General features: G+C 37.5%; 22 protein-coding genes and 1 tRNA gene. 13 read left to right on the forward strand and 10 right to left on the reverse strand.

Annotated features, from left to right (window positions below; translation table 11 throughout):
* Positions 1-13 precede the first annotated feature (13 nt).
* From mnmA to F985_RS08875, 6 genes are all read right to left on the reverse strand, one after another.
* Positions 14-1147, reverse strand: coding sequence for a tRNA 2-thiouridine(34) synthase MnmA (mnmA, locus tag F985_RS08850; RefSeq protein WP_004700144.1), 1134 nt, complete (start codon positions 1145-1147; stop codon positions 14-16).
* Between the two features lie 4 nt (positions 1148-1151).
* Entirely contained in the window at positions 1152-1640 is a 489-nt protein-coding gene (locus F985_RS08855) for an NUDIX hydrolase (RefSeq protein ID WP_004700146.1), read from the reverse strand.
* 118 nt (positions 1641-1758) lie between these two features.
* Entirely contained in the window at positions 1759-2304 is a 546-nt protein-coding gene (locus F985_RS08860) for a gamma carbonic anhydrase family protein (protein ID WP_004700148.1), read from the reverse strand.
* A gap of 89 nt (positions 2305-2393) precedes the next feature.
* Complete coding sequence (gene dacC / locus F985_RS08865) at positions 2394-3542, reverse strand: D-alanyl-D-alanine carboxypeptidase PBP5/6 (protein WP_004700150.1); 1149 nt, start codon at positions 3540-3542, stop codon at positions 2394-2396.
* A gap of 126 nt (positions 3543-3668) precedes the next feature.
* Positions 3669-4079: an MCR_0457 family protein gene (locus F985_RS08870; protein ID WP_004700152.1), complete on the reverse strand. Its 411-nt coding sequence runs from the start codon at positions 4077-4079 to the stop codon at positions 3669-3671.
* Between the two features lie 147 nt (positions 4080-4226).
* Entirely contained in the window at positions 4227-4598 is a 372-nt protein-coding gene (locus F985_RS08875; protein ID WP_004700154.1) for an MCR_0457 family protein, read from the reverse strand.
* A 102-nt stretch (positions 4599-4700) separates the two neighbouring features.
* Between F985_RS08875 and surE the strand changes: the two genes are divergently transcribed.
* The 3 genes from surE to F985_RS08890 all read left to right on the forward strand — a co-directional run bounded on the left by surE (position 4701) and on the right by F985_RS08890 (position 7444).
* Entirely contained in the window at positions 4701-5471 is a 771-nt protein-coding gene (gene surE, locus F985_RS08880) for a 5'/3'-nucleotidase SurE (protein WP_004700156.1), read from the forward strand.
* Between the two features lie 111 nt (positions 5472-5582).
* On the forward strand, positions 5583-6413 hold the full coding sequence (locus tag F985_RS08885) for a peptidoglycan DD-metalloendopeptidase family protein (protein ID WP_004700158.1): 831 nt from the start codon (positions 5583-5585) through the stop codon (positions 6411-6413).
* 101 nt (positions 6414-6514) lie between these two features.
* Entirely contained in the window at positions 6515-7444 is a 930-nt protein-coding gene (locus F985_RS08890; RefSeq protein WP_004700160.1) for a LysR family transcriptional regulator, read from the forward strand.
* Positions 7445-7499: 55 nt separating this feature from the next.
* Here F985_RS08890 and F985_RS08895 read toward each other — a convergent pair whose 3' ends face one another.
* Entirely contained in the window at positions 7500-10118 is a 2619-nt protein-coding gene (locus F985_RS08895; protein ID WP_004700162.1) for a Lon protease family protein, read from the reverse strand.
* A 166-nt stretch (positions 10119-10284) separates the two neighbouring features.
* Between F985_RS08895 and F985_RS08900 the strand changes: the two genes are divergently transcribed.
* From F985_RS08900 to rpmE, 4 genes are all read left to right on the forward strand, one after another.
* Positions 10285-12456, forward strand: coding sequence for an AmpG family muropeptide MFS transporter (locus tag F985_RS08900; protein WP_004700164.1), 2172 nt, complete (start codon positions 10285-10287; stop codon positions 12454-12456).
* 21 nt (positions 12457-12477) lie between these two features.
* Positions 12478-12879, forward strand: coding sequence for a lactoylglutathione lyase (gene gloA / locus F985_RS08905; RefSeq protein ID WP_004700166.1), 402 nt, complete (start codon positions 12478-12480; stop codon positions 12877-12879).
* A gap of 133 nt (positions 12880-13012) precedes the next feature.
* Positions 13013-13984: a bile acid:sodium symporter family protein gene (locus F985_RS08910; RefSeq protein WP_085945699.1), complete on the forward strand. Its 972-nt coding sequence runs from the start codon at positions 13013-13015 to the stop codon at positions 13982-13984.
* A 193-nt stretch (positions 13985-14177) separates the two neighbouring features.
* Positions 14178-14402, forward strand: a complete 225-nt coding sequence (rpmE, locus tag F985_RS08915; protein WP_004652835.1) for a 50S ribosomal protein L31 — start codon at positions 14178-14180, stop codon at positions 14400-14402.
* Positions 14403-14465: 63 nt separating this feature from the next.
* On the opposite strand, the gene F985_RS08920 is transcribed toward rpmE, so the two are convergent.
* From F985_RS08920 to epmB, 3 genes are read right to left on the reverse strand one after another with little or no spacing between them, the layout of a single operon-like run.
* Entirely contained in the window at positions 14466-16574 is a 2109-nt protein-coding gene (locus F985_RS08920) for an EAL domain-containing protein (protein ID WP_077164827.1), read from the reverse strand.
* Positions 16571-18316, reverse strand: coding sequence for a hypothetical protein (locus F985_RS08925; protein WP_004700169.1), 1746 nt, complete (start codon positions 18314-18316; stop codon positions 16571-16573). Before F985_RS08925 ends, F985_RS08920 begins: the two co-directional genes overlap by 4 nt.
* A gap of 15 nt (positions 18317-18331) precedes the next feature.
* Entirely contained in the window at positions 18332-19348 is a 1017-nt protein-coding gene (gene epmB, locus F985_RS08930) for an EF-P beta-lysylation protein EpmB (RefSeq protein WP_004700170.1), read from the reverse strand.
* 73 nt (positions 19349-19421) lie between these two features.
* On the opposite strand from epmB, the gene efp reads away from it, so the two are divergent.
* From efp to F985_RS08960, 6 genes are all read left to right on the forward strand, one after another.
* A complete protein-coding gene (gene efp / locus F985_RS08935) occupies positions 19422-19991 on the forward strand; it encodes an elongation factor P (protein WP_004700171.1) in 570 nt (189 codons plus the stop codon).
* A 164-nt stretch (positions 19992-20155) separates the two neighbouring features.
* On the forward strand, positions 20156-22252 hold the full coding sequence (locus F985_RS08940; protein ID WP_004700172.1) for a carbon starvation CstA family protein: 2097 nt from the start codon (positions 20156-20158) through the stop codon (positions 22250-22252).
* A 2-nt stretch (positions 22253-22254) separates the two neighbouring features.
* On the forward strand, positions 22255-22557 hold the full coding sequence (locus tag F985_RS08945) for a YbdD/YjiX family protein (RefSeq protein ID WP_002052430.1): 303 nt from the start codon (positions 22255-22257) through the stop codon (positions 22555-22557).
* Positions 22558-22724: 167 nt separating this feature from the next.
* Positions 22725-22801, forward strand: a tRNA-Val gene (locus F985_RS08950).
* 344 nt (positions 22802-23145) lie between these two features.
* Entirely contained in the window at positions 23146-24732 is a 1587-nt protein-coding gene (locus F985_RS08955) for an SIR2 family protein (RefSeq protein WP_004700173.1), read from the forward strand.
* A gap of 799 nt (positions 24733-25531) precedes the next feature.
* On the forward strand, positions 25532-26095 hold the full coding sequence (locus tag F985_RS08960; RefSeq protein ID WP_004700174.1) for a TetR/AcrR family transcriptional regulator: 564 nt from the start codon (positions 25532-25534) through the stop codon (positions 26093-26095).
* The last annotated feature ends 51 nt before the right edge of the window (positions 26096-26146 follow it).

The following is a 26146-nucleotide window of genomic DNA, read 5'->3' on the forward strand; positions in this document are numbered from 1 at the left end:
GCCATCCATTCCCTTAAATAAAATCTGGTGTAGGGGCATTTGTATGGTGAATCACACCCCCGCCTAAGCAAACTTCATCCGAATAAAATACAACACTTTGGCCAGGTGTGACTGCGCGCTGAGGTTCATCAAACTCAACACGAATACCGTGTTCACTATTTTCATCAATAAACACTGTGCAAGCCTGATCAGGTTGGCGATAGCGTGTTTTGGCAGTACAACGTAATCCTTCAGTCGGAATATGTTGTTCTCCAGCTACCCAGTCAATTGACTCACTCCAAAGCTGTGTACTTTGCATAAGTGGGTGTTCATGTCCTTGGCCTACAACTAAACGATTGTTGGCAAGGTCTTTATGAAGTACAAACCATGCACCTTCTGCTGCACCTTTTAGTCCACCAAGACCAATACCGCCACGCTGACCGAGCGTATAGTACATCAGACCGTGATGTTCACCAACTTCTTTACCGTTATCCAACACGATTTTACCTGGTTGAGCGGGTAAATATTGTTTAAGGAAGTCATTAAAGCGGCGTTCGCCGATAAAGCATATACCAGTTGAATCTTTTTTCTTCGCCGTTGCTAAGTCCAGTTCTTCGGCAATTCTACGCACTTCTGGCTTTTCAATTTCACCAACGGGGAATAGGGTTTTATTAATTTCACGGCCATGCACTGCATGCAAGAAATAGGTTTGGTCTTTGTTGTTATCTAAACCACGTAATAAAGGTGCATATGCTTCACCTTTAGAGTTATAAGCAGTTTCAGCACGACGAGCATAATGACCTGTTGCAATAAAATCTGCGCCTAAAGTCATGGCATGGTCTAAAAATGCACGGAACTTAATTTCTTTATTACATAAGATATCTGGGTTTGGGGTGCGGCCCGCTGCATATTCAGCTAGGAAAAGTTCAAACACACGATCCCAATATTCCATAGCAAAGTTTGCGGTATGGAGTTTAATACCTATTTTGTCAGCTACTGCTTGAGCATCGGCTAAATCTTCCATTGCTGTACAGTATTCCGTGCCGTCATCTTCCTCCCAGTTTTTCATGAAAAGACCTTCAACTTGATAACCCTGTTGAAGTAAAAGCGCCGCAGAAACAGATGAATCTACGCCACCAGACATACCGACGATGACACGTTGTTGCATAGGACTAGGCATCCAAATGTGAAGTTAATGAGGGAGAGAAAGGGTGCTCATAAATAAGAGCTAAAGGATAATGGTGACCTTTTATAGCATCTTCAAGGGCTTTAATCACCAAAGGGCTACGAGCACGGGCAGATTCTTGAAGCTCATCTAGAGTCATCCAAACAGCAGAAACAATACCTGTATCAAGTTTAGGGTCGCTTTCGACATGAGTGACGTGCGCTAAAAAGCAGAAGCGATAGTAAGTCCGATCCGGAAACATGGGTGGAGTATATGTATAAATGCCAAGTAAAGCATCTATCTCAACATGATGACCCGTTTCTTCAAGAGTTTCACGAATGGCAGCTTCTATTAGCGTTTCACCACATTCCACATGACCAGCAGGTTGATTAAACACTGTGTGTACAAAACCTTCGCTATGTTCTTCAACAAAAAGATAGCGTCCATCTTTTTCTACGACTGTAGCGACAGTGACATGAGGAGTCCATGCGGCCATAAAAAAGCACCATGAATTTAAAAGTCGTATGATACGAAATTTAGGGGTTTTTGGCTACGGTGATCTTACAAACGATAGAGGATTGTAAAACGCTATCGTTTGAAAAAACTCAGTACATTTAATTTGTTTGGGTATCTTTATGGTTGTTTTGCACTTTTACATAATGTCTTGCTGAATAAGGTAAAAATGCCAATTCTTTTTCAGTTAGAGGACGTACTTGCTGTACAGGGCTTCCAACATATAAATAACCACTTTTTAAGACTTTACGAGGTGGAACTAAACTGCCTGCACCAATCATCACGTCATCTTCAATAACAACATCATCTAAAATAACGGTATTGATACCTACTAGTACGCGGTTACCAATTGTACAGCCATGTAAAGTCACATGATGACCTACAGTCACATCTTCACCAATAATAAGCGGGGAACCATTAGGTTTTGCATCATTTTTATGGCTGACATGTAACATACAATGGTCTTGTACATTACTATTTTTACCAATTTGAATGCTATTTACATCTCCGCGAATGACTGCAAAAGGCCAAACTGAAACATTTTCGGCCAATTTCACATCACCAACAACCACTGACATATCATCAATGTAACAGCTTGGATCAATTTGTGGATGATGATCTAAATAGGGACGGATGTTTTTTGTCATAAGAAGTATCAAAATAAAATTTAATCAAATTATAAAATAAAAAAGCACTCAAGCTAATAGCATGAGTGCTTAATCCAACTACTCTAAAATTAGAATAAGTTGCTAAAGAATTGTTTAATATGGTCGATCATACGTGCAAAGAAGCCTGCTTCTTCAACAGGTTTTAATGCAACTAAAGGTTTTTCAGCAATGACCTTGCCATCTAAACTTGCAACAAGTTTACCAACCACTTGGCCTTTTTGAAGAGGCGCATTTAAATTTGGTTGAACAACCAATTGAGTTTTAATGCCGCCTGCTTTGCCTTTAGGCATAGTAACGTTAAAGTTCTCTGCTAAACCAATTTGAACTTCATTTTCTTTACCAAACCATACTTTAGCTTTTGCAAGAACTTGATTTGCAGGTTGAACATTTGCAGTTTCAAAGTTTGCAAAACCCCAAGACAACAATGCACGTGTTTGGTTTGCACGTTCATTAACGCTATTGGTACCAAAAATCACTGAGATTAAACGCATTGGACCGCGCTTACTTGAAGTTGTTAAGCAGTAACCAGCTTCATCGGTATGACCTGTTTTTAGGCCATCAACACTTGGGTCTGTGTAAAGTAAAGCATTACGGTTACCTTGTTTGATACCGTTAAATGTAAACTCTTTCTCAGAGTAAATTGGATAGTATCTTGAGCTATCTTTAATAATATGTTGAGCTAAAACTGCCATATCTTTTGCAGTTGAATAATGGCCTTCTGCAGGTAAACCCGTAGAGTTCATAAATTGTGTATTGGTCATGCCAATACGTTTTGCTTCCTGATTCATCAGGTGAGCAAAAGTACCTTCATTTCCAGCAATATGCTCAGCCATTGCTTTTGATGCGTCATTACCAGACTGGATGATAATACCTCGAAGCATCTCTAAAACAGTTGCTGTACCATTTAATGGAACATACATACATGATTCGGAACTACTGCCTTTACACCAAGCAGATTCGTTCATACGAACCTTTTCATTCTCGGTAAGTTCACCTTTTAATAGTTTTTGTTCAATGATGTAGCTTGTCATCATTTTAGTCATAGAAGCAGGTGCAAGCTTTTCATTTTCATTTTTAGAAGCAAGAATTTGTCCTGTCTCGTAATCCATTAATACATAAGACTTATTATTTAATTCTGGCGGAGCTGATAAGACAGTTGCTGCATAAGAAAAACTTGGTAAGAGGAGGAGTGCAGCAATAGCGCTTTTTCGAGTCATTCTAGGTAATTCCAATATCTTGTATGAAGCAGAAGAACCTAGCATTTTAGGACAAAGCAAAGCCGACTTCTATGGGGGAAGTCGGCTTTTTCGAACAGTATTGTAACTAGAGAGTTTTTAACTAATTTAGTTTTGCGATTGATAAGCTTTTACGTCTTGACAAACTAACGTATTTTGCTCGTTACCAGCAGCTTTTGCATCATTACGCGCTTCTTTTAAGACTTTCTTGAAACTTTTGTCTTTTGTACGTTTTTCTAAAGCTGCAACTGGGTCTGCTTCATTTGGCAAATAGTCTTTTACAAGACGTTCATAACCTTGAGCAAATTCTGCATCTTTTTTGCCAATCAAACTTGGGCAAATTTCAGAAAGTACCTGAATTGCTGCTAACTCTTCCGGCGTAGTGCCTTTATTTGGGGTAACTTCAACAACATTTTCATTTTCAGTTGGTTTTTTCTTGTCAGCAGCATAACCCACTGTTGCCATTGTCATAAGTAAAACAACAGAAAGAGATTGAACTAAGCTTTTTTTCATAAACATGGATAACCTGAAACAAAAATTTGAAATATGCCGATAGCTTAAACAATTTAAGGGCTAAAAAAATGGAAAAAATGTATTGTTATGTAGGTTTTCTGCTTTACATCAACAGAAAACCTTTTAAAGAAAAGCATATCAAGTGAAATAGGCTTAGTCTTTGTAATTTACCACTTCTTCACAAAGCTCATGTTGTTCATGGTGATCCATTTCTTTTGCAGCCTGACGAGCTTCATTTAGCAGGGTTTTATATTCTGAATCATTTTGCAGCGCAGAGAAGGTGATTGATTTATTGGAATAACCGCCAAGGTACATTGCAATAATCTTTTTAGTATTGGTTTCAAGATTTTTATTTGCACCAACAAAAGTCGGGCAAATTTCTTGTAAAACTTGAGTAGATGCAATGTCATCTTTAATTAAGCTATCAGCTTCTTGTGTCGAGATACCCTCATCAGCAAAAACCGTCTGTGTACACAGTGTGATACTGATCCCCAATACTTGAAAAAAAGGAGCGAAAGTTTTCATTTTTTCACAATTTTATAATGCTATGGAGGCATAAATATATATAATTCAACAAATAATTCAATTGAGAAAACCTTCGGGTTTATTTGTCGAGAAAGATTTTTAGTGAATATTTTAATTGCGAATGATGACGGTGTCTTTGCACCAGGTATACAAGCTTTAGCTGAAGCGTTAAAACCATTAGGCCGTGTTGTCGTGGTTGCTCCAGAAAGTGAGAGAAGTGGTTTTTCAAGTGCATTAACACTTGATCGTCCTTTACGTCCTATTCAAATTGCCGAAGATGTGTGGGCTGTGAATGGAACACCAGCGGATTGCGTTTATTTATCTATGAATGGTCTATTCGATTTCGAATTTGACTTGGTTGTGAGTGGAATCAATAGTGGCGCAAACCTAGGTGACGATGTTCTGTACTCGGGAACAGTCGGTGCTGCGTTTGAAGGCCGCTTAATGAAACAACCTGCAATTGCAGTTTCTTTAGCTGGGTCGGATGTACGTTCATACAATCATAAAGATGATTATGCGCAAGCAGCCAAGTGGGTGCATGACTTTATTGCCAAAGGTTTACCTGCGCTACCACCGCGACATATTTTTAATATTAATATTCCGGATGTGCCACAGCTTAAAGGGACTCAAATTACCTATCAAGGCCGCCGTGCTCAATCTAAACCAATCACCAGTCATGTCGACCCAAGAGGAAGACAGGTTTATTGGATTGGTCTGGCAGGTGAAGCTGTTACTGACCCACAGCGTATTGCTAGCCAGATTCAATCTGACTTTTTTGCAGTTGCAAATGGTTTTGTGAGTGTAACTCCAATTCAGATGGATGCAACAAACTATGCGGTTTTAGAGGATTTACAGGCCAGTTTGGGCGAATAATCTAGGTCGAATGTTATAACTTTGTGAATAAAGAAAAAGAGGAACATGTTTCCTCTTACTTTTTTGGTACTCTTAGCCGAAATGATTTGTAGCATTTAGTGAGGGAGATCGATGCATTTAACTGAGCAACAAAGCAGATTGCATATTCAAAGAGACAAAATAATGAAAATTATGATGTTGTCTTTAGCTGTGGGTTTTACTGTTGCAATGGCAGGATGTGCTTCTAGACCACAAATTAATAATAGTTCTCGCTATGCGACGGCTCCTAACTATTATACAGTTCGTTCGGGTGATACTTTAAGTGGTATTGCAATGCGCTACGGTCTGGATTATGTCAGTATTGCTGAAATGAATGGTATTGCTCCACCGTATCGTATTTATGTTAATCAATCATTACGATTAAAGAAATCTTCTTCACCAAGAACCGTGTCGACACAAGTCATGGCGCAACCTGAACCAATTAAGCGCCAAACAATAGCATTACCGACTACGACAACAACGGCACCAACAACAACCCCACCACGAACAGTTGCACCAACCACCAATACAACAGTGGGAACTGCTATTCCAAGTTCAAGCTTACGTTGGATCAAACCAAATAACGGACCAGTGATTCAAGGATTTAATTTGGCGAATAATGTCAAAGGAATTCGTTATGGTGGTAATCAAGGTGATCCAATTTATGCGGCAGCAGATGGTCAAGTCGTATACGCAGCCGATGGCTTAAAAGAATATGGTAATTTAGTTTTAATTAAACATATTGATGGCTATATCAGTGCGTATGCCCACAATAGCAAGATGATGGTGAAGAGTGGAGATAATGTAACCGCAGGTCAAAAGATTGCAGAAATGGGCTCTTCAGGTGCGTCGAGAGTTATGCTTGAGTTCCAAATTCGCCTTGATGGTAAACCAATCAACCCAGCAAATCTTTTACCTAATTAGCTAATGCAATAAATATAGGTTTCCTCGTATAATGTAATTGGTTGCTTTCATTACAACAATAAGCATTTTTTATAAATTTAAAATTAGATTTGAGGAAACCTATGTTAGATCAGCTTCGTGCGATGGGTGTTTTTGCTTGTGTGGTTGAAAAAAGTTCATTTAGTGGTGCGGCACGTGAATTAGGCATTACAACAAGTGCTGTAAGTCAGCAAATACGTTCTCTTGAGCATGAAATGGATGTAATTTTATTACACCGTTCTACTCGGAAACTTAGTTTGACAGAGGCCGGACAGGCTTTTTTTTCAAGTTGTCAAGAAATGTTGGCAGCTGCAGAAAGAGGCAAAATCAGAATCAATGAATTGCGAGATGATTTGATTGGAGATTTGCGGATTGCAAGCACACCAGACTTAGCGGTTCAGCACATTATTCCTGCTCTATCTCATTGGATGTCAGCTCATCGCGGTTTATCTGTTCATTTCGAAGTAGGTCATCGTTATATTGACCTCATTGAAGAACGAATTGATGTTGCAGTGCGTATGAGTTCTACACCAGTAGAAGAGAGTAGTTCTGTCGTTCCTATGGCTTTTGTAGATCAGATTTTGGTAGCTTCTCCCAGCTATCTCAATCAATCGAGCCCGATTTTGCATCCAAACGATTTAAACAACCATGAGTTGCTTTCAATCAATGCAATGAATGAATCACGCAGTTTTCATTTTCAACATGCTAAAACTGGTGAAAAATTGCATATTGAAATGGCAAGCCGTTTGCAAAGCAATAATTTGCAAGTTGCTAAAGCCTTATGTCAGCAAGGACATGGTATTGCTAGAATTTTATATTTAGATGCTCAAAAAGAATTGAAAGCTGGTTCTTTAATTGAAATCTTACCAGATTGGAAACTGCCGGCTTTTACTTTGTATGCAGAGATTGCCAAACACGATCAACAGCCAATGAAAATTCAACGCTGTGTTGAAGCACTTAAACAATATTTTAGTCAGTTGGCTGGTGGACGAGCGATGCAGATCGTTCGCTAACTTTCAATTGATGCATAAAAAGGGCTTGTGATTACAAGCCCTTTTTATATGAGTATTATTTTTGCTTGAGAGTCGCAACTTCTTCCTGAGTTTCCTGTGGAAGATCATTTGCTGTGAGCTCTTCGTGCTTCTTAATTTTTTTCTTATTTTTCTTTTTCTTCTTTGGCTCCTCTTCAATTTCTTCGCCATCTTCAATCGCTTGCCAATATTCAAGCTGTTCCATTACGGCAGCGTAAATTGAATGTTTGCTGTATCTACCTTTTTTATCCAATGTACCAACAGGGCGAGCCATTAAAATTTCAAGTGCTTGATCAATGGTATCAATCGCATGGATATGGAATTGACCACTTTGTACCGCATCAATTACATCTTGGCGTAGCATTAAATGCTGCATGTTTTGACGTGGAATAATGACACCTTGTTTACCCGTTAAACCTTGTAATTTACAAGCATCATAGAAGCCTTCAATTTTTGCATTTACACCGCCAATGGGTTGAACCTGACCTAACTGGTTCATAGAACCTGTAATCGCCCATGATTGATCAATTGGAATTTGGCTAATTGCAGAAATTAACGCAGAAAGTTCGGCAACCGTGGCGCTATCTCCATCTACTTGGCCATAGCTTTGTTCAAATGCAAGCGCAGCAGAAAAATGTAAAATCTGTTCACGACCAAAGTGAGCTTTCAAAAAGCTCGACATAAGTAAGACGCCTTTAGCATGCAGTGAACCACCAAGCTCTACACTACGCTCAATATCAAGAATATCGCCGCCACCTTGATAGACTGATGCAGTCAACCGTGAAGGTAAACCGAACTCGACATCTGCATAGTGAATAACAGAGAGGGCATTAATTTGACCTAAACGATGACCAGAAGTCTCAATTAGCTGAGTTCCGCGTGATAAATCCTGCCAGTAAAGCTCTCTTAAATAGCCTAAGCGATACTGTCTATGTTGTAGCGCAAGGTTAATGTGCTGATCAGTTACAAGCTTTTCATTGGCTTTAAACGCATGATGATGTGCTTCACGAATCAGGTCACCCAAAGTTGAAGCATGTAACGACAGTGAGCTTTGATCTTCTGCTTGACGGCTTGAGTCGGTAAGTAAAGCAGCTAAAGCACTACGGTCAAATGGAAGTAGTTTGTCGGTTTGGACATAGTCAGCAATTAGCTGCATGTAAGCTTGTTCATTTTCGTCATTACGTTGTAATGTATCGGTAAAATCTGCGCGTATTTTAAATACGCTGCCAAGCTCTGGTTCTACTTCTAAAATTTCATAATAAATTTCAGGTTCTGCCATAAGTACCACTTTAATATCCAGTGGAACCGCAGCAGGCTCAATCGAGATAGAACCTGTTAACGTCAACATATGCTCAAGAGAAGAGAGCTTGAGTTGGCCTGATTTTAAGGCACGTTTTAAACCTTGCCATGCATAAGGTTGCTCAAGTAATTGCTCTGCCTCAAGCATTAGAAAACCACCATTCGCTTGATGAAGAGCACCAGGACGAATGAGAGTAAAATCTGTGGTAATTGTGCCGTTATGTGTAAGTTGCTCAACGTGACCAAGTAAGTTGTAGTGCGTTGGGAAATCTTCAAAAATAACCGGAGCACCACTGTTTGGTTTATTTGAGACAATCACATTTGCTTGGTAACGTGCTGGTACGCGATTGAACATAGCAGGAGCAAAGTCGTCTTCTTCTTGCTCTAAAATGAGTTCAACATTCTCAATTATATCTTGAGCATATTGTTTTAAATAATCTTCAAGGCCTTTCACTTGGCTATATTTATTTAAAATCAGATCTATTCGAGGCATAACCACTTGAGTCGCAATATCTCGATTTAATACAGAAACTTTGTCGCGTGCATCATCTTCTAAATCGCCTAAATGCAAACCAAGACGCTCAAGTTTTTTATCCATGTAGCGAACATTAGCCGCGATTTCAGCGCGTTGTTTCGTATTTAAAGCATCAATTTCTGTTTGAGTGAGCTCTTGCACCTGATCGTCTTTTACTTGTACAGGTACAAAACCATGTTTCTCATTTCGAGAAATCAATTTTAAGTCGAGCTCTTCGCCTTCTTTGGTTAACTCAACCAGCGCTTGTTGTTGTTCATCTCCGGTTTCCTCACGGATACGTTCAATACGGTTATGATAAGTTTCGGCACTAAAACGACGTTCAAGCTGTTTTAAAATAATTTGCCAAGCTTGATGAAGAGCTTGTTGGAACTTGGTGCCTTGACCAGCAGGGAAGCGTAAGGCAATTGGTTGACGCGCGTGTTTAAAATTATAGACATATACCCAGTCGTCAGGGGTTGGCATTGTTTTGGCATGTTGCTGTAGTAAACGCTTAATCATGGTGCGTTTGCCTAAGCCTGCCGTTCCTACTGCAAAAATGTTATAACCTGAGTAGGGTAAAGAAATGCCCGCTTCTACCGATGCTTTAGCGCGGTCTTGACCTAAAAAATTATTGAGTGGTTTGATACGTTTTGTTGAAGCTGGAATATTTTCAAAATCTGGAATATGGGTAAGTTGTTCCGGTTTTAAGGCTGTTTTATCTAAAGTCATTTTTATATCAGGTTGCTCAAGAGCTGAAGGAAATGCATTTATTGTGACGTTTGTGGTGTTTGTTTTAGCGAGTGATAAAGTTGAAGTTGTCACTTGATCAAGTTTTTGTGTCACTGTTGGTATCCAGCAAAAGAAAACGAAGGTTGAGGGTTAAAGGTATACAGGTTTAGCATAAAATATCAAGCAAACTTGCCGTTTTTATCATCAAAACCAAACTTGATTGCATAAAGAATCTTGAAAGGAATGGTAAGAAGCGATTGAATAGGCACATTTATAATTTATGGAAAATAAAAAACGAATGATTTCTGAATCGAAAGGGTGGAAAAGTTCTTTTAAAGCTTTCTTGGATCGCCGTGCAATCATTATGTTGTTTTTGGGTTTTTCATCGGGAATTCCAATTTTTCTAATTTTTTCAACTCTATCATTTTGGTTGACTGAGGCTGGAATTAACCGAAGTACTATTACAATGTTCTCTTGGGCAGCTTTGGCTTATTCATTTAAGTTTATTTGGGCGCCGCTAATAGACAAGTTACCCTTGCCATATCTAACCAGAAGAATGGGCCTAAGACGTAGTTGGTTGTTGGTATCACAACTTTTGGTAATTTGTGCAATTTGTATGATGGCATTTACAAATCCATTACCCAACACATCTGATTTCGGTTCATTGTCAAATTTAACGATTATGGCAGGGGCTGCTATTTTTCTTGGGTTCTCATCAGCAACACAAGATATTATTGTGGATGCTTACCGTATCGAATTAACTGAAGACCCAAATATACAAACTGTTTTAGCTTCAACTTATAATGCAGGGTATCGCACTGCTACAATTATTACTCAATTAGGTGCACTATTATTTGCTGCATCTTTGGGAACAGCAGTTGGTAATTATATTTATGAAGCATGGCGAACCACCTATTTATTAATGGCTGGTTTGATGATTGTAGGAATTATTACAACTTTACTCATCCATGAACCTGTAGTTAAGCGCCTACAACATCATTATCATGCAAAAGATTATGTCCAGTTATTTGCAGTTTTTGTTATTTCAACCATAGTTTTTGGAATTAGTTTTTATCAAATCGGTTTAATTTTTGATTCATTTTCTATCGAAGATGCTTTTTTAAATTTTATACTTTTAGTTATTAAGTTTTTAATTAGTATATCAATTGCTGTTATTGTTATTCTGGGTTTAATTAAATTTGGTTTAATTAATAAAAAAATTGTTGTAGAAACATGGTTATCACCTTTACTAGACTTTTTTAAGCGATATGGATTAAAAGTAGCTTTAGCAATTTTATTATTAATAGGTTTCTATCGTATTTCAGATGTCGTTGCTGGGGTAATGGCTAATCTGTTTTATTTAGATTTAAATTTTGATAAAGAAGAAATTGCTTGGTTTAATAAGTTTTTTGCGATTTTCTTTGTAATATTAGGTGGATTTCTCGGAGGGATGTTAGCTCAGCGTTATAACGTCATGAAAATGATGTTGTTAGGAGCAATTTTAGCTAGCACAACTAATTTAATTTTTGTTGGTTTAGTCAAATCTGGTGCTTCTATGCAAGAGGTCCGGGTTAATATTGGCGATCAAGTATATACCGCAAACCCTGATGAGGTAGGAAACTGGTCTTTAAAATTTCCAAGTAATACTTTAACAACCCAAGCAGAAGTTTCTATTGCCTCGCAACCTAAAGGGTATATTGAACCTTTAAAAATAACTATTCCACTAAAACTATACAAAAATGAGCCAAAACCGGAGATTTATATCCAAGCTATAGGGGGCGATAATCTTGTATATAAAGATGAGTTAGCAAAAGATATAATCCTTCATGGCACTTTGCTAAATTTGCCGAAAAATAGTCAAATAAAATCTGTAAATATTTTCTTAAATCCACAAGTTAAAGTAGATGGTAAAATTAAAAATAGTGACTGGAATGCAGTTATTTCAGGGACAGAACTTGCTAAGCTTGATGCAATAAGAGTGCAGGCAAATTATGAGGTTAATGGGCAAACAAAGACTTTAGTTCAGATTCATACCTATCAAAAAAATTTATCAGAAAGCCAACCTAGATATCGTATGAGTTTATCCGATATCCCAGCGATTCCGATTGATAAAAATATTGATATCGAATTGAAAGGAAAAGTAGTTGTACCTTACAGTAAGACATGGCTTGTTATGGGAATCATATTTGATAATCTAGCTTCGGGTCTGGCAGGAGCGGTTTTTATTGCATTTCTTTCAAGTCTAACAAGTGTATCTTTTACAGCTATGCAATACGCTATTTTTAGTTCATTAATGTTATTACTGCCTAAAACTATTGGCGGATACTCAGGTACAATAGTAAATCATATAGGCTATTCTGGCTTTTTTACGGTTACGTTCTTGATGGGATTACCAATTTTACTACTTGTAATTTGGGTAAGTAAGTTATTGGCTAAACAAGCATCAGAATGAGGGTTTTCTGGAGATAAATATATGCGAATGCTTCATACAATGTTGCGAGTAGGCAATTTAGAACAATCTTTAAAGTTCTATACCGAAGTATTAGGGATGAAGTTACTTCGTAAGCGTGATTATGAAGAAGGTCGCTTTACACTGGCATTTGTTGGTTATGGCGATGAAGAAAATAATACCGTGCTTGAACTTACTCATAACTGGGATACCTCAAGTTATGATTTAGGAAATGGCTATGGTCACATTGCGATTGGTGTCGAAGACGCTTACAAAGCATGTGAAGAAATTAAAGCACGTGGCGGTAAAGTTGTGCGTGAAGCTGGCCCAATGAAGGGTGGTGTTACGGTTATTGCCTTTGTTGAAGATCCAGATGGCTACAAAATCGAGCTCATTCAGCAAGATGCAGATGCCAGAAATAATTAAGTAAATGACTTAAGTGCTTTAAGATTTAGCTCTTAAAAGTCTAGCTTTATTTTTATAGCCCAGTATGATGAAGACCTGACCAAATGGTCAATTTATCAACTGGGCTTTTATTTGTCTAAAATAATCATAGGATGTGAATATGCTGAAGTTCTTGGCACTTGATCGATTTACAGTTTTGTTGGTTGGCATGGTACTACTAGCAACGTTTTTTCCAGTCAGTGGTCAAGCTGCGCAGTATTTCAATACATTAACTACAGTCGCGATTGCAATTTTATTTTTTCTACACGGTGCTAAATTGTCTCGTGAGGCTGTAATTGAAGGTATTTTGCATTGGAAAATGCATTTACTTGTATTTGCAATTACGTTCTTTATTTTTCCTGCCTTGGGGTTATTGGCTAAACCTATTCTTTTACCCTTATTAGGACAGCAGCTCTATTGGGGCTTTCTATTTATGTGCTTCTTGCCATCTACTGTTCAGTCTTCTATTGCATTTACTTCAGTTGCAAAAGGAAATGTGGCAGGGGCGGTATGTAGTGCATCTTTCTCAAACTTGGTGGGTATGTTTATCACGCCAGTTTTAGTCAGCTTTTTTATTTTAGGGCAAAGTCAGCACGGGTTTGATCCTACATCGTCTATTATTGAAATTACGCTGTTGCTATTAGTGCCATTTGTTTTAGGCCAATTGCTTCGTCCCTACGTTTTTCCATATATGGCAAAAGTACCAAGCATTGTAAAAGCATTCGATCAAGGTTCAATCTTGATGGTGGTTTACGGCGCTTTTAGCGGGGCAGTAGTTGCCGGACTTTGGCATCAGGTAAACTGGAAAACTTTACTGCTTTTGGCACTCGCTTGTTCTGTGTTACTCACCATTATTATGTTGCTTGCGCTGTATTTACCGCGTGCTTTTGGTTTTAGCCGTGCCGATCAGATTACTGTTTTCTTTTGTGGCTCAAAAAAGACCTTGGCAAGCGGTGTACCTATGGCACAAATCTTATTTATTGGTCAGCCGTTAGGAATGATTGTTTTGCCAATTATGATATTTCACCAAATACAGCTAATGGTGTGTGGAGTAATCGCAAATTACTGGGCTAAATCCCAAGATTAATTCGCAAAAAAGATTTATATGGCGTATAATACTGTCCACTTGTTGTGCTTAGCTCTAACCCTAGAGGTTTCGGTGGGCCAAAAGAATGGTCTGTTGTGGTGTTGATCTGCTTGAAAAAGCTTTCCTCAATTTAATTGAGAGTGATCAATTGCGATGACAGCTTAAGCCTTTCTTCAATTAGGAGTAATCGACGATGCGCGCCGATATTCACCCAAAATATGAAAAATTAGTTGCAACTTGCTCATGCGGTAACGTAATCGAAACTCGTTCTGCTTTAGGTAAAGAAACTATTTACCTTGACGTATGTTCAGCTTGCCACCCATTCTACACTGGTAAACAAAAGAATGTAGATACTGGTGGTCGTATCGACAAATTCAAACAACGTTTCTCTGGTATGTCTCGCTCTATCAAGCGTTAATACTTCAGAACGAAATAAAAAACGGGCTTATGCCCGTTTTTTATTTTTTAAATAACAAGACCATTACTGGTCTTGTACATCAGTTAAGCGATCAAGTTTTTTCTGGAAATAATCACCTTGTAAGAAACGTGCTTCCACATTCCATGCATTTGCAAATAGGTTCATATCATTTAAGTTAGCCAATAAAATTCCAATTGGTTTTACAGTCAGATAGTTCAATACCTTTTCTTGCAAGTTATTCAGACCCTGATCTGAACTTAACAAATCCGTTTTGCTAGACTGTAATTTTACAAGCTGAATATCAAGCTGCTGTAAAATTGAATCACTATGCATAGAAGAAGCAAAATCTCGAATTGAAACTTCTGCACCGTGTTGACGTAAACGACCAATCAATGGCTGAACTGTTGGAAGGTAGTGCTGAAGTGCTTGTTCTGAAAATTGCAAAATCAATGGACTTTCAAGTTTGCTACCAATGATGGTAAGCAGCTTTGAAATTAGCTCTGGGAATGATTTATCTTTCAGCAAAATATCAATATTCAGGTTAATAATGAGTCTTGCTTTAGGATACTGAGCAATAAAATTGTGAAGCTGTTTACATGCTTCAACTAATATCCAGCGATCTACTTGAATTGAAAGCTCAGCATCTTCTTTTAAGTCAGCTAAGTCATTTAAATCATGCCATTGTTCATCAGCAATAAAGCCACTCGTCACTTCATAGTTATGAGTTTCTTCATCATGTTTGTCATACACTTGCTGATACTTCAAATGTATCTCACCTTTAGCAAGTTTTTGTTTTAACTGCTGTAGCAAAGATGACTGAGAACTCACCTCGAAATGTTCAATCGTTAAATCTAGAGGAACAGTTTCAACAGTCGTTGAAACGATTTTTTCTTCAATTGGTGCTATTTCAAGTTGAGGTGTAACTTGAGGTAGATTCTGCTTTTCAGCTTCATTGAGTAATGAGCTAAAAGAAATCTCAGTGAGTGGTTGGTTAAGCGGAGCATAGCCAAGCTTTAACTGTACCGAGAAGTTTTGTTCATTCACTTTTAACAAGTGTTCTTTTTGCAAAGTTTGTAGACTTGTTAACTGCGAATTTAAAACTGAACTATTTTCAGCTTGTAAAATCCCAGCATAAGTTCCCAAATCGACTTGGAAAATTGGCATTTGCGCATGGTCTTTTAAAAAACCATGAAGCTGATTGAAATATAGTCCTAACGTCTGCCAACCTTGTTGAAAGAGGCGTTCTGGGCATTGCGCGAGCTTAAATAACACTACAGCATTGGCTTGCGCAGGATGGGTTGATAAATGTCGATTGATTTGTTGCCAAGCCGTACTTAATCCGACACTTTTTTCGGATGGAGACGTGTTTGCTGGAATGCTTAAATCAACTTGATAATCGATGGTCAGTTGTACAGCATCTTCTTCTTGGCTTGGAATAAATTCCAATTTCAAAGCATTATTACCAGAAATAGCCTGATGCTGACTTTGAATTTCAAAACGAGCTTGATCAAACTGACCTAAAGAAATTTTCTTAAATCGTTGTTTGAAAATATTTAAATCGTTCGGCTGTAAGACATCCAAAATTGGCAAACCAATAATATCTTCTTCTTGCTTAAAGCCAAAAAGATTAAGGTATTCAGGATTTGCCTTAATATGTATGCCTTCTTGAAAAATAGCGACTGCTTTATGGCTGTTGTCGACTAGAGTTTGCGTATGACTATGAATGGTATCAAGCTCTGCTAACAAACGTTGTTCCGTTTGTAAAAGGCGGCTATACGATAAGGTTCGAACAAGGGTGATGTAGAAATAATCCAATGGTTCTAATGGGACTACATCGTAAATACCTTTTTGAACATAGCTTTGGTATTGCTGTGTTTGATAATCATCTGGTTGTAAAAGTAAAATTGGAAGCTGCGGCTGTTCTGACGCTTGAACGAGGGAGAGAGTTTGTTCAATTTTCAAATCGTACGCGCGGCCAAAAATAATCACATCCCATGATGTATTGAGCTGCTTTTCAAAACTTTTTAAATCATCAAGTAATAAAGCATTAACTTGATATTGATTCCCCGATAAAAGATTTAAAATTTGGTTATAACGTAACTGGTTATCATCAATAATGAGTAAACGTATTTCAGTACGTCTTAACTTTTTAGATAGTAAAGAGTTTCTCACTTTAATGCTTCCCATAAATCTTGACTATTCGCGTTACTATTCTTTTTCAACATGAACTGATCAAGCAAATGTTGTTGCTGATCATTTAAAAGTTCAAATTGAAATTGAATAAAACTCTGAGTAATGAGTTGTGCTTTGAGTAGATACACTTTGATTTCTTCTGTCCCCAATCGTAAATGAATTGTTTGTTGCTCTCTAAAAATTTGAGACCCCGGTAAAATAAGCGTGTTTTGTATTTCTTCTAAGTTTTGAGTTTGTAGTAATAGTGCAGGGTGATAATTACGAGTATGGCGCTCAGCCTGAATATGTACAGCACAAGGGAACATGGCTTGTGAAAGAATTTCTAAGCCCAGTTCCAAACTTTTTTCTGTTGATTGTTTAATCCAGCGAATCACACCGCCACGCCACTGACCATGCAATGTTTCTTTAACTAAAATATATTCGCCAGTTCGTAAGTTTTTAGGCGCTTCACCAGACCATTTAATACGATAGCCATTAACACTGATATCAAGCACTGTGGTTTGATAAATGGTTTTACTTTCACGGCTTAAGCGTTGGTAAGACGAAGTTTGTTGCTCTTTTTTCTCTAGGTTTGATAAAACTTTCGATTCACTTTGTAAATTATAGTTATTGTTCAGTTGTAGTGTTTCTTCAAAGTTCTTTGCTTTAGATAGATAAAAATGTGCGGTAGTTAATCCGAAGCAAATTTGGAGAGCAGCATTATATTCATAACGTTCATGACGGCGCTGTGCGGTCGTGCCTAAAATGGTTTGAACGTGAAACTTTAACGCAGGGCTTAAATAAATCTTTTCATTTTTAGACATGTACTGAGCATTTTTATGCATGGTGGCAGTGACATGCTCAAGCAACGCTTGAGTGCTAATAAAAATGCTTGGATTGAAATTTGAGCTTTGTTTTTTGTTATATACCGGTGGATGGTCTTTAGTCGGGTCGACCACATACTTAGTTAAAGCACTATCTTTAGGTAAAATTTGAATCATACGTGCCCAGTCAAAACTACACTGGAATAGCGCTTGAATTTCCGATTGACGAATCTGATTGGTATTAAAAATATCTAATAAAATAAGCTGAGCGTATGCCTGTGTAATATTGGCTAAAGGATGCTGTACGCCTTGAATATGATTAATATTGGTTAAATGATATTTATATTGGACTGCGGTTTCATAAAGTTCATGAGCAATTAACCATTGGCCTTTGACAGGTTCGCTATAGAGCATGTGCTGCTGATATAAAAGGTTGGTGAGTTGCTGCAATGCATGGAAAGTCGCCAAAATACGCGCAGTTTGTAAATTTTTCTTTTGTTTAAATGAAAATAGAGAAAACTTCTGTCTTTGTAGTTGTCCGTGGCTTGTCCTTGCGATATTTAAATAAATACTCGCAAAATAACAACGTAGAAGCATTGCCAGTTCAATAATGTGCTCGTTACGGTCTGTACTAATCACACCTTGGTTAAAAAAGTTTTTTTCTAGACTCGCTAAAACATTATTAATGGTTGGGTGAAGTGTTTGAATTAAATCGAAGCAAAGCGTTTCACTGCAATTTAATTCATTCAATTCCAAAAGTGCTGTAAATAACGCCTTTGAGGTATCACCCAATTGCATAATAGAAAGGGTAGTAACCCATTCATTAAGGTCTTTAATATTGGCTTCACAAAAGCTTAACCGTTCACGAGTAAGTGCGGTTTGATTGTGAAAAATGTCCGAAAGTGCATTATTCATCATCACTTATTATATAACTCAAAAAGTTGTAGCCCCAAAAAGCGGTGTTTTATTCTTTTCGCCCGCAATTTCCCTGACGAGTTTAGGAACCAAATACCCCGGTAGGCTCGCTAACACGTCTTGATATATTGCATCTATTTCAGATGGTATTAAATCAAAATGTTGTGCACCTTTTACTTTATCTAAAACATGTAAGTAATAAGGCATAACGCGAGCTTCAAATAAACGATAACTTAAATCAACGAGTGTCTCGGCAGAATCATTAACACCTTTAAGCAACACCGCCTGATTAAGTACAGTAATGTGCTCGTCAGATAACTGCAACAATTTTGAACAAGTAAAGTCATCGAGTTCAGAAGCATGGTTCGAGTGTACCACCAGAACAATACGCAGCCTACTGTTTTTTAATAAAGAAATAAGCTGTTCATCGATACGGTTTGGAATAACAATTGGAACGCGTGAATGAATTCTCAGAATCTTCACTTGTTTGAGAGATGATAAACGTTCCAACCAAAGTGCTAATTTTCGGTTAGACAATGTAAGTGGGTCACCGCCACTTAAAATCACTTCATTAATGTCAGGATTCGCTTCAATATAGTTTTTAATGTTTAGCCAATCGTCATTTTTTGGCAAATTTTCCTGATAGGGAAAGTGACGACGGAAACAATAACGACAATGAACTGCGCAAGCACCTGTCAAAGTCAGTAAAAAACGTGATTTATATTTGTGTAATACACCCGGTAACTGGTTAGCTGCTTCTTCACCTAAAGGGTCGGTTACAAACTCAGGATGTTCTTCAAGTTCTAAATGATGAGGCAATACCTGTAGCAAAAGCGGGTCAAGTGGGTTTTTAGCGTTCATTTTTCCGACGAACGCACGAGGCACACGTAATTTAAACTTTTCAGAAGCTAGAATCGCACCCGATAATAGCTGATCTGAGGATAACTCGAGTAGGCTTAGCAGTTCAGAAGGATCAGTAATAAGGTCACTGAGTTGTGATTGCCAGTTTTGCTCTTGGTATAAATAGTTTATCATTTGACACGATTAAGATAATGCAACAACGCATTATATCGCATAGTTGACTTGTTAAGTTTGGAGTGTGCCTTTCATGGCCTATTATTCTACAAATGATTTCAAAGCTGGCCTTAAGGTTATGCTTGATGGTAACCCATGTTCTATCATGGAAAACGAATATGTAAAACCAGGTAAAGGTCAAGCGTTCAACCGTGTAAAATTACGTAACCTTAAAACCGGTAAAGTATTAGAAAAAACTTTCAAATCAGGTGACTCTTTAGAAGCAGCTGACATCGTTGAAGTTGAAATGGAATACCTATACAACGATGGTGAAATGTGGAACTTCATGGATCCTGTATCTTTTGAGCAAATCGCTGCAGACAAAGTTGCAATGGGCGATGCTGCTAAATGGTTAAAAGACGATTCAAATGAAAAATGTACAATTATGTTGTTCAACGGCGTACCTTTAACAGTAAGCCCACCGAACTTCGTTGTATTAAAAATCGTTGAAACTGATCCGGGCGTACGTGGTGATACATCTGGCGGTGGCGGTAAACCAGCTAAGCTTGAAACAGGTGCGGTTGTTCGTGTTCCGTTATTTGTTCAGCAAGAAGAAAGCGTTCGTGTAGATACTCGTACTGGCGATTATTTAGAGCGTGCATAATAGTTAAAAAATACACTATTATCGAAGGGATGATGTAAATCATCCCTTTTTTTATGCGAAAGTATAAGAGGAAAAAAGAAAAAGGAGGAGTAGAGTCACAGGGATTAAGAGAAACAGTACATAACAATATAAAAATGCTGTAGTTATTTATTGAGAGGTTAAGAATGGACACAATGCAAGCGAAATCTACGCTTCCCTCCAAGCTGGTCTGGAGCCTAGTGGCAATTATAGGTGCAATTTCTTTTGGGATGCTGGCACTTAGTCGTGGTGAACATGTTAACGCGGTTTGGCTTGTACTAGCTGCAGCATGTGTATATAGCATCGCATACCGATTTTATAGTCTATTTATTGCAACTAAAGTATTTGAATTAAACCCAAGACGTTTAACCCCAGCACATCGCTTGGCCGATGGTCTGGATTATGTTCCCACCAATAAATATGTGCTTTTTGGGCACCACTTTGCTGCAATTGCTGGAGCAGGGCCGCTAGTCGGACCAATTTTGGCAGCACAAATGGGCTTTTTACCGGGAACCATTTGGCTACTGGTTGGTGTGGTTCTGGCAGGTGCGGTACAAGACTTTTTAGTTTTATTTATATCGACACGCCGTGATGGTCGTTCACTTGGTGAAATGGCAAAGCAGGAGCTTGGCTCTTTTGCTGGTGTTGTGGTAATGCTCGGTGCGCTCGGGGTAATGATTATTATCCTTGCAGTACTGGCGTTGGTGGTTGTTAAAGCACTTGCACACAGTCCGTGGGGTGTCTTTAGTATTGCAGCAACCATTCCAATTGCATTGTTCATGGGCGTTTATATGCGCTTTATCCGTCCAGGACGTATTGCAGAAGTTTCAATTATTGGCTTTGTTTTAATGATGCTGGCAATTGTCTATGGTGGACATGTTGCAGCAGACCCGTACTGGGGTGAGTTCTTCACTTTAACGGGTACACAACTCACTTGGTGTCTCATCATTTATGGTTTTATCGCATCGGTATTACCAGTTTGGTTGTTGTTAGCACCGCGTGATTATTTATCTACCTTCCTTAAAATTGGGGTGATTCTTGGTTTGGCGGTGGGTATTATCATTGCATTACCTGAATTGAAAATGCCTGCTGTAACTCACTTCATTGATGGTACAGGTCCAGTTTTCTCAGGTAGTTTATTCCCATTCCTATTTATTACCATTGCCTGTGGTGCTATTTCTGGTTTCCATGCGCTTGTATCAAGTGGTACAACACCAAAACTCGTCGATAACGAAGCTGATATTCGTGTGATTGGCTACGGCGGTATGCTTATGGAGTCTTTTGTCGGGATCATGGCCATGATCTGTGCGACAGTTTTAGACCCAGGTGTATATTTTGCGATTAATGCGCCTGCGGCAGTACTCGGCACAACTGTAGAGTCTGCGGCAGAAGCTGTACGTAATTTAGGCTTTATTGTTACCCCAGAAATGTTAACCGTATTGGCTCAAGAAGTAGGTGAAAGCTCGATTCTTTCACGTACAGGTGGTGCGCCTACCTTCGCTATTGGTATGGCTCATATCATTTCTGAAATTTTTAATAGCCGCCAAATGATGGCATTTTGGTATCACTTTGCCATTTTATTTGAAGCATTGTTTATTTTAACTGCTGTCGATGCCGGTACTCGTGCTTGTCGTTTTATGGTGCAAGACACGGTAGGTATTGTTATTCCTGCGGTTAAAGCATCAGGTTCATTCTTTGGTAATTTGGTTGGTACAGCCGTTGCAGTTGGTGGATGGGGCTTCTTCGTCTATCAAGGTGTGATTGACCCACTTGGTGGCGTTAATTCATTATGGCCTCTGTTTGGTGTTGGTAACCAAATGCTGGCTTCTATGGCACTTATTTTAGGTACAGTCATTCTGTTTAAAATGAAAAAAGAAAAATATGTATGGGTAACGATTATCCCAACTATTTTCTTGTTCGTAACCTGTATGACTGCTGGTTGGCAAAAGATTTTCCACGAAAACCCAAAAATTGGTTTCTTGGCGCAAGCGCATAAGTTCTCTGATGCGATTGCTCGCGGTGAAATTATTAAACCAGCCAAAACTATTGCTGAGATGCAAAACATTGTGATGTCGAATCAGATTAATGCTGCGCTTTGTGGCTTCTTTATGATTGTTTCGATTGTCATGATTATTGCCTCAATTGGTATTGTTCGCCGTGCTTTAGCGAGTCGTACTCCGACTGTAAATGAAGCACCTGCGGTATATGCCGATCCTGAAGTGGTTACCACTCGAGGAGAATAAAGATGAATTTTAAATTTGCAAAAAATGGAACTGTCATTATTGCGAAAATCATCAAAATGACAGTGCTCTCGCAAAAAGAGCTATTACTTTCTCCAAAGAACTGGTCGCGTATAGCAACCTTGTGGCAGCGTTTACAGCAAAGCTTCCGACTCATGGTCGGAGTGCCAGACTATCAAACGTATTTGGAGCACATGAAAGCTCATCATCCAGATTTAACACCTATGGATGCGAAGACTTTCTATCGACATTGTGTTGATGTGCGTTATCCATCGGCAGGCGGTACTTTAAAGAAATGCCCTTGTTAAATTGAGAGTTAAATTCAGCTAAACAAAACGGTATGTGGTTGAACCATGTGCCGTTTTATTTTTTTGGAAAATGAAAAAAGTTTGCTCAAAGTCTGCTCACTTGTATTTTTTTCAATGGCAAATCTCTTGTTTTGCTTTTGAAAAATGAATATTATGCTTTCCATTCTAGGTGTATAGCTCAGTTGGTTAGAGCGCTACGTTGACATCGTAGAGGTCTCCAGTTCGAGTCTGGATATACCTACCAAGATTTAAAGTCATATAAACTCGAATAGCTTTACATGACTTGAAAAGCCCTAAACTGTAATGGTTTAGGGCTTTTTTATTGCTTTGAATAAAGTTATTTTTAAAAAATTAAGAAGTGTTTTTAAATCATTTAATGCTCGTTCTCTGTCTTGATATTTTGTACTTGCACGGATATATATTCTAATAATCAATTATCATTAATTCTTATTTTACATGTCTTATGATAATGCTATTACTTGATTTAAAATAATATTTTAATAATATAGATTGATTTTTGCATTTAAATTTTTTATTTTTGAGTATAGTATTTTAATAAATATACAAACATAATTTTGGATTTAAAGAATGTCACAAGAAATTGATATTGAAAAAGAATTGGCTGAATTGTTGAGTGAGTCTCTATCGGCTCCATTCTTATTTATAGGTTCTGGCTTCTCTAGACGATACCTTGACCTACCTGATTGGAAAGGCCTATTAAGCCATTTTTCTACTTCAATGCCTTTTGACAGTTATTTAGGGACGGCAGACAATGATTTTCCTAAAGCAGCATTAGCGTTAGCACAAGATTTTTCTAAGGAATGGTGGAGTTTAAATAAAGATCGTACTGATATTTATCAGTCAGCTAACTGGGCACCAGCTGTAGAAACGCCTTTAAAATATGAAATTGCACAATATTTAAGCCAAGTAGATATACAAAGTAAAATACACAATAATGATGAATTAAAAGAATTGCTTAATGAAAAGGTAGTAATTGATGGAATTATAACGACTAATTGGGATAAATTGCTTGAAAATCTTTTCCCAACGTTAAAAGTATATATTGGTCAATCTGATTTATTTTTTAAGCATCCTCAATCTATAGGTGAAATATTTAAAATACATGGATGTATTTCAAAATTTCCTAGCTTAATTTTAAGTAAAAATGATTATGAAAACTTTAATAAAAAAAATGCCTATCTTGCTGCAAAATTACTATCAATTTTTTTAGAAAATCCTGTAATTTTTATTGGTTATTCAATTACTGATAAAAATATAACAGATCTTCTCGAATTAATAGCAGATATGATGGAATCATCTGAACAGTTAGAGCGTCTAGGTAAAAACCTTATATTCTTGACTCGTCCATCGAATGATAAAGAGGCTATAGAATCTGTTTTAATGACGGTAGGAGAGAGAAAACTATACTTTACTCATATTCGAACGAATGATTTTTCTAAAGTTTATAAGGCTCTTCAATATTCAGAACGGAAAATACCAGTACATTTATTACGTATATTTAAAGAGCAGATTTATAATATTGTAAAAACTACAGAGGAAGCCGATAGACGTATCGCAGTTAAAGATTTTGATGAAGCCACAGCTGATAATTCTGAAATAGAATTTGTAGTAGGTGTTGGCGTAGCGCAAAATGAGTCAAATGGTAGTAGAGGACTAAGCGGTATTGGCAGTATTGATATCTGTAAAGATATTGTATTTGATGACTTACCATTTCAAGATATTGATGTTTTGAAAGAATCATTACCTCAACTTTCAAAACAGAATAGAACTTATCTTCCTGTACAGAAATACTTTAAAGCAGATCCTTCATTTTTATCGGAGCTAGATAATTATCCTGCATTGAAAAGTTTGTGCTTAAATGATTTGACATATTATGAAGACAAAATAAATTCTTATGTGAAGAGAAAATTTGATACAAGTTGGGTATTAGAGGATATTAAGGATAGAGCTGATTCAGATTGTAGTATTAATAAGAAATTAGACTTTTTGGCTTTGTGGTTGATTAATAATCAAGATGTGAATAATTGTATGCGTTTAAAAGCAGAGTTTTTACAGCCTGAATTTGATAATTTGAAAGAGTTTGCTGACCCTTCAACATTTAGACGTTTAATTTGTATTTTAGATCAAATTGAAAATAAGGAATTAATTAGTTGATATATAGGTAAATTAATTTATGTTTTTGAAGGGATATTATTTTAATATCCTTTTTTTATTATTTGAAGTTAAATAATTTCTATTTTTTAAGTCATGTAATATTTTTATGAGCCAATATTTGTACATTATGGATCAAAAGCATAAGTGCTGATACCTGATTCCTTTTACTTCCCTTTATAAACTCCCATTTAACAATAACTATCTCATTATTTATCCTTACTTTTTAATGATCTAATTTAAAACAAATGTCATTTTGTGTGCTTGACTGCAACAGGGTTGGGCACTATTCTTTGCCTGCTGGCCACATTGCCAGCCGGCTTTGACAGGCTGAATATTATCTCCCGCATCAGAGCTTTTCCTTCTGAGGAATAGTTTTGTGTGTGGTGTGCCACTCGTCTCTTTCCCGTAGCGGTAGGACGGGAGAGGGACACCCTCGGGTGTGCTAGTTTGAGATAATACTAGTCTGTCAACCTTCTTCCGTTCTGCCACCATAATTCTATAAATGTCTGGCAGAACTCCCAATAAAAAGGAGTTGGCTTTGCACATCCATTATTTCTTGGCAACCTTTGCCAAAAGCTATAACGACACCACTTAAAAATTTAAAGCAGCTTGATCACCTATAGGGTTTTCAGGCTTTCAGTCATTACGGCTCAAAAAACTTGCATCAACAATAAAACTTGAGATGTGCCAAGCACAGTCTTTATGGCTTTGCTATGCCTTTTTTTCAGCTTTAAAAAAGTGAAAGGCTTTTTATATCTCATTTATATACAACAAAAATTTAATTTATAACGGTAAAACTATGCCAAATTTAACTCTCCCAGCACGTGCTGTAAAAGTTATAAATAACGGGATTCAGGTATTTCATCACGGTGGGTTTCACACAGTCGGTGTCGACAAAATCGTGAGAGAAACTGAAATAACGAGAATGACGTTTTATAATTACTTTCACTCTAAAGAGCGATTTATTGACATTTGTTTAGTTGTACAAAAAGAACGCCTCCAAGACCAAGTCATTGAAATGGTCGAATATGACCATGCCACAAGCGCGTTAGATAAACTTAAGAAACTATATTATCTACATAGTGATATAGATGGGCCATATTACCTATTATTTAAAGCCATTTTTGAAACTAAAAATAGCTATCCAAACGCGTACCTAACCGCCGTGAGGTACAGAACATGGCTCACCAATGAAATTTATAGCCAGCTTCGATTAGTTAAAACTGATGTTTCATTTACCGATGCCAAACTCTTTTTATATATGATTGAAGGCGGAATTATTCAACTTTTAGGCTCGGATAGAGCAGACGACAAAGAGCAGATGCTTGAATATTTTCTGCGGGCTCTAACTTATAAGAAATAAACTTGATAGCTTTGTATGACTGAAAAAGCCCTAAATTAAAGTAATTTAAGG

This window comes from Acinetobacter seifertii, assembly GCF_000368065.1.
GTDB lineage: Bacteria > Pseudomonadota > Gammaproteobacteria > Pseudomonadales > Moraxellaceae > Acinetobacter > Acinetobacter seifertii.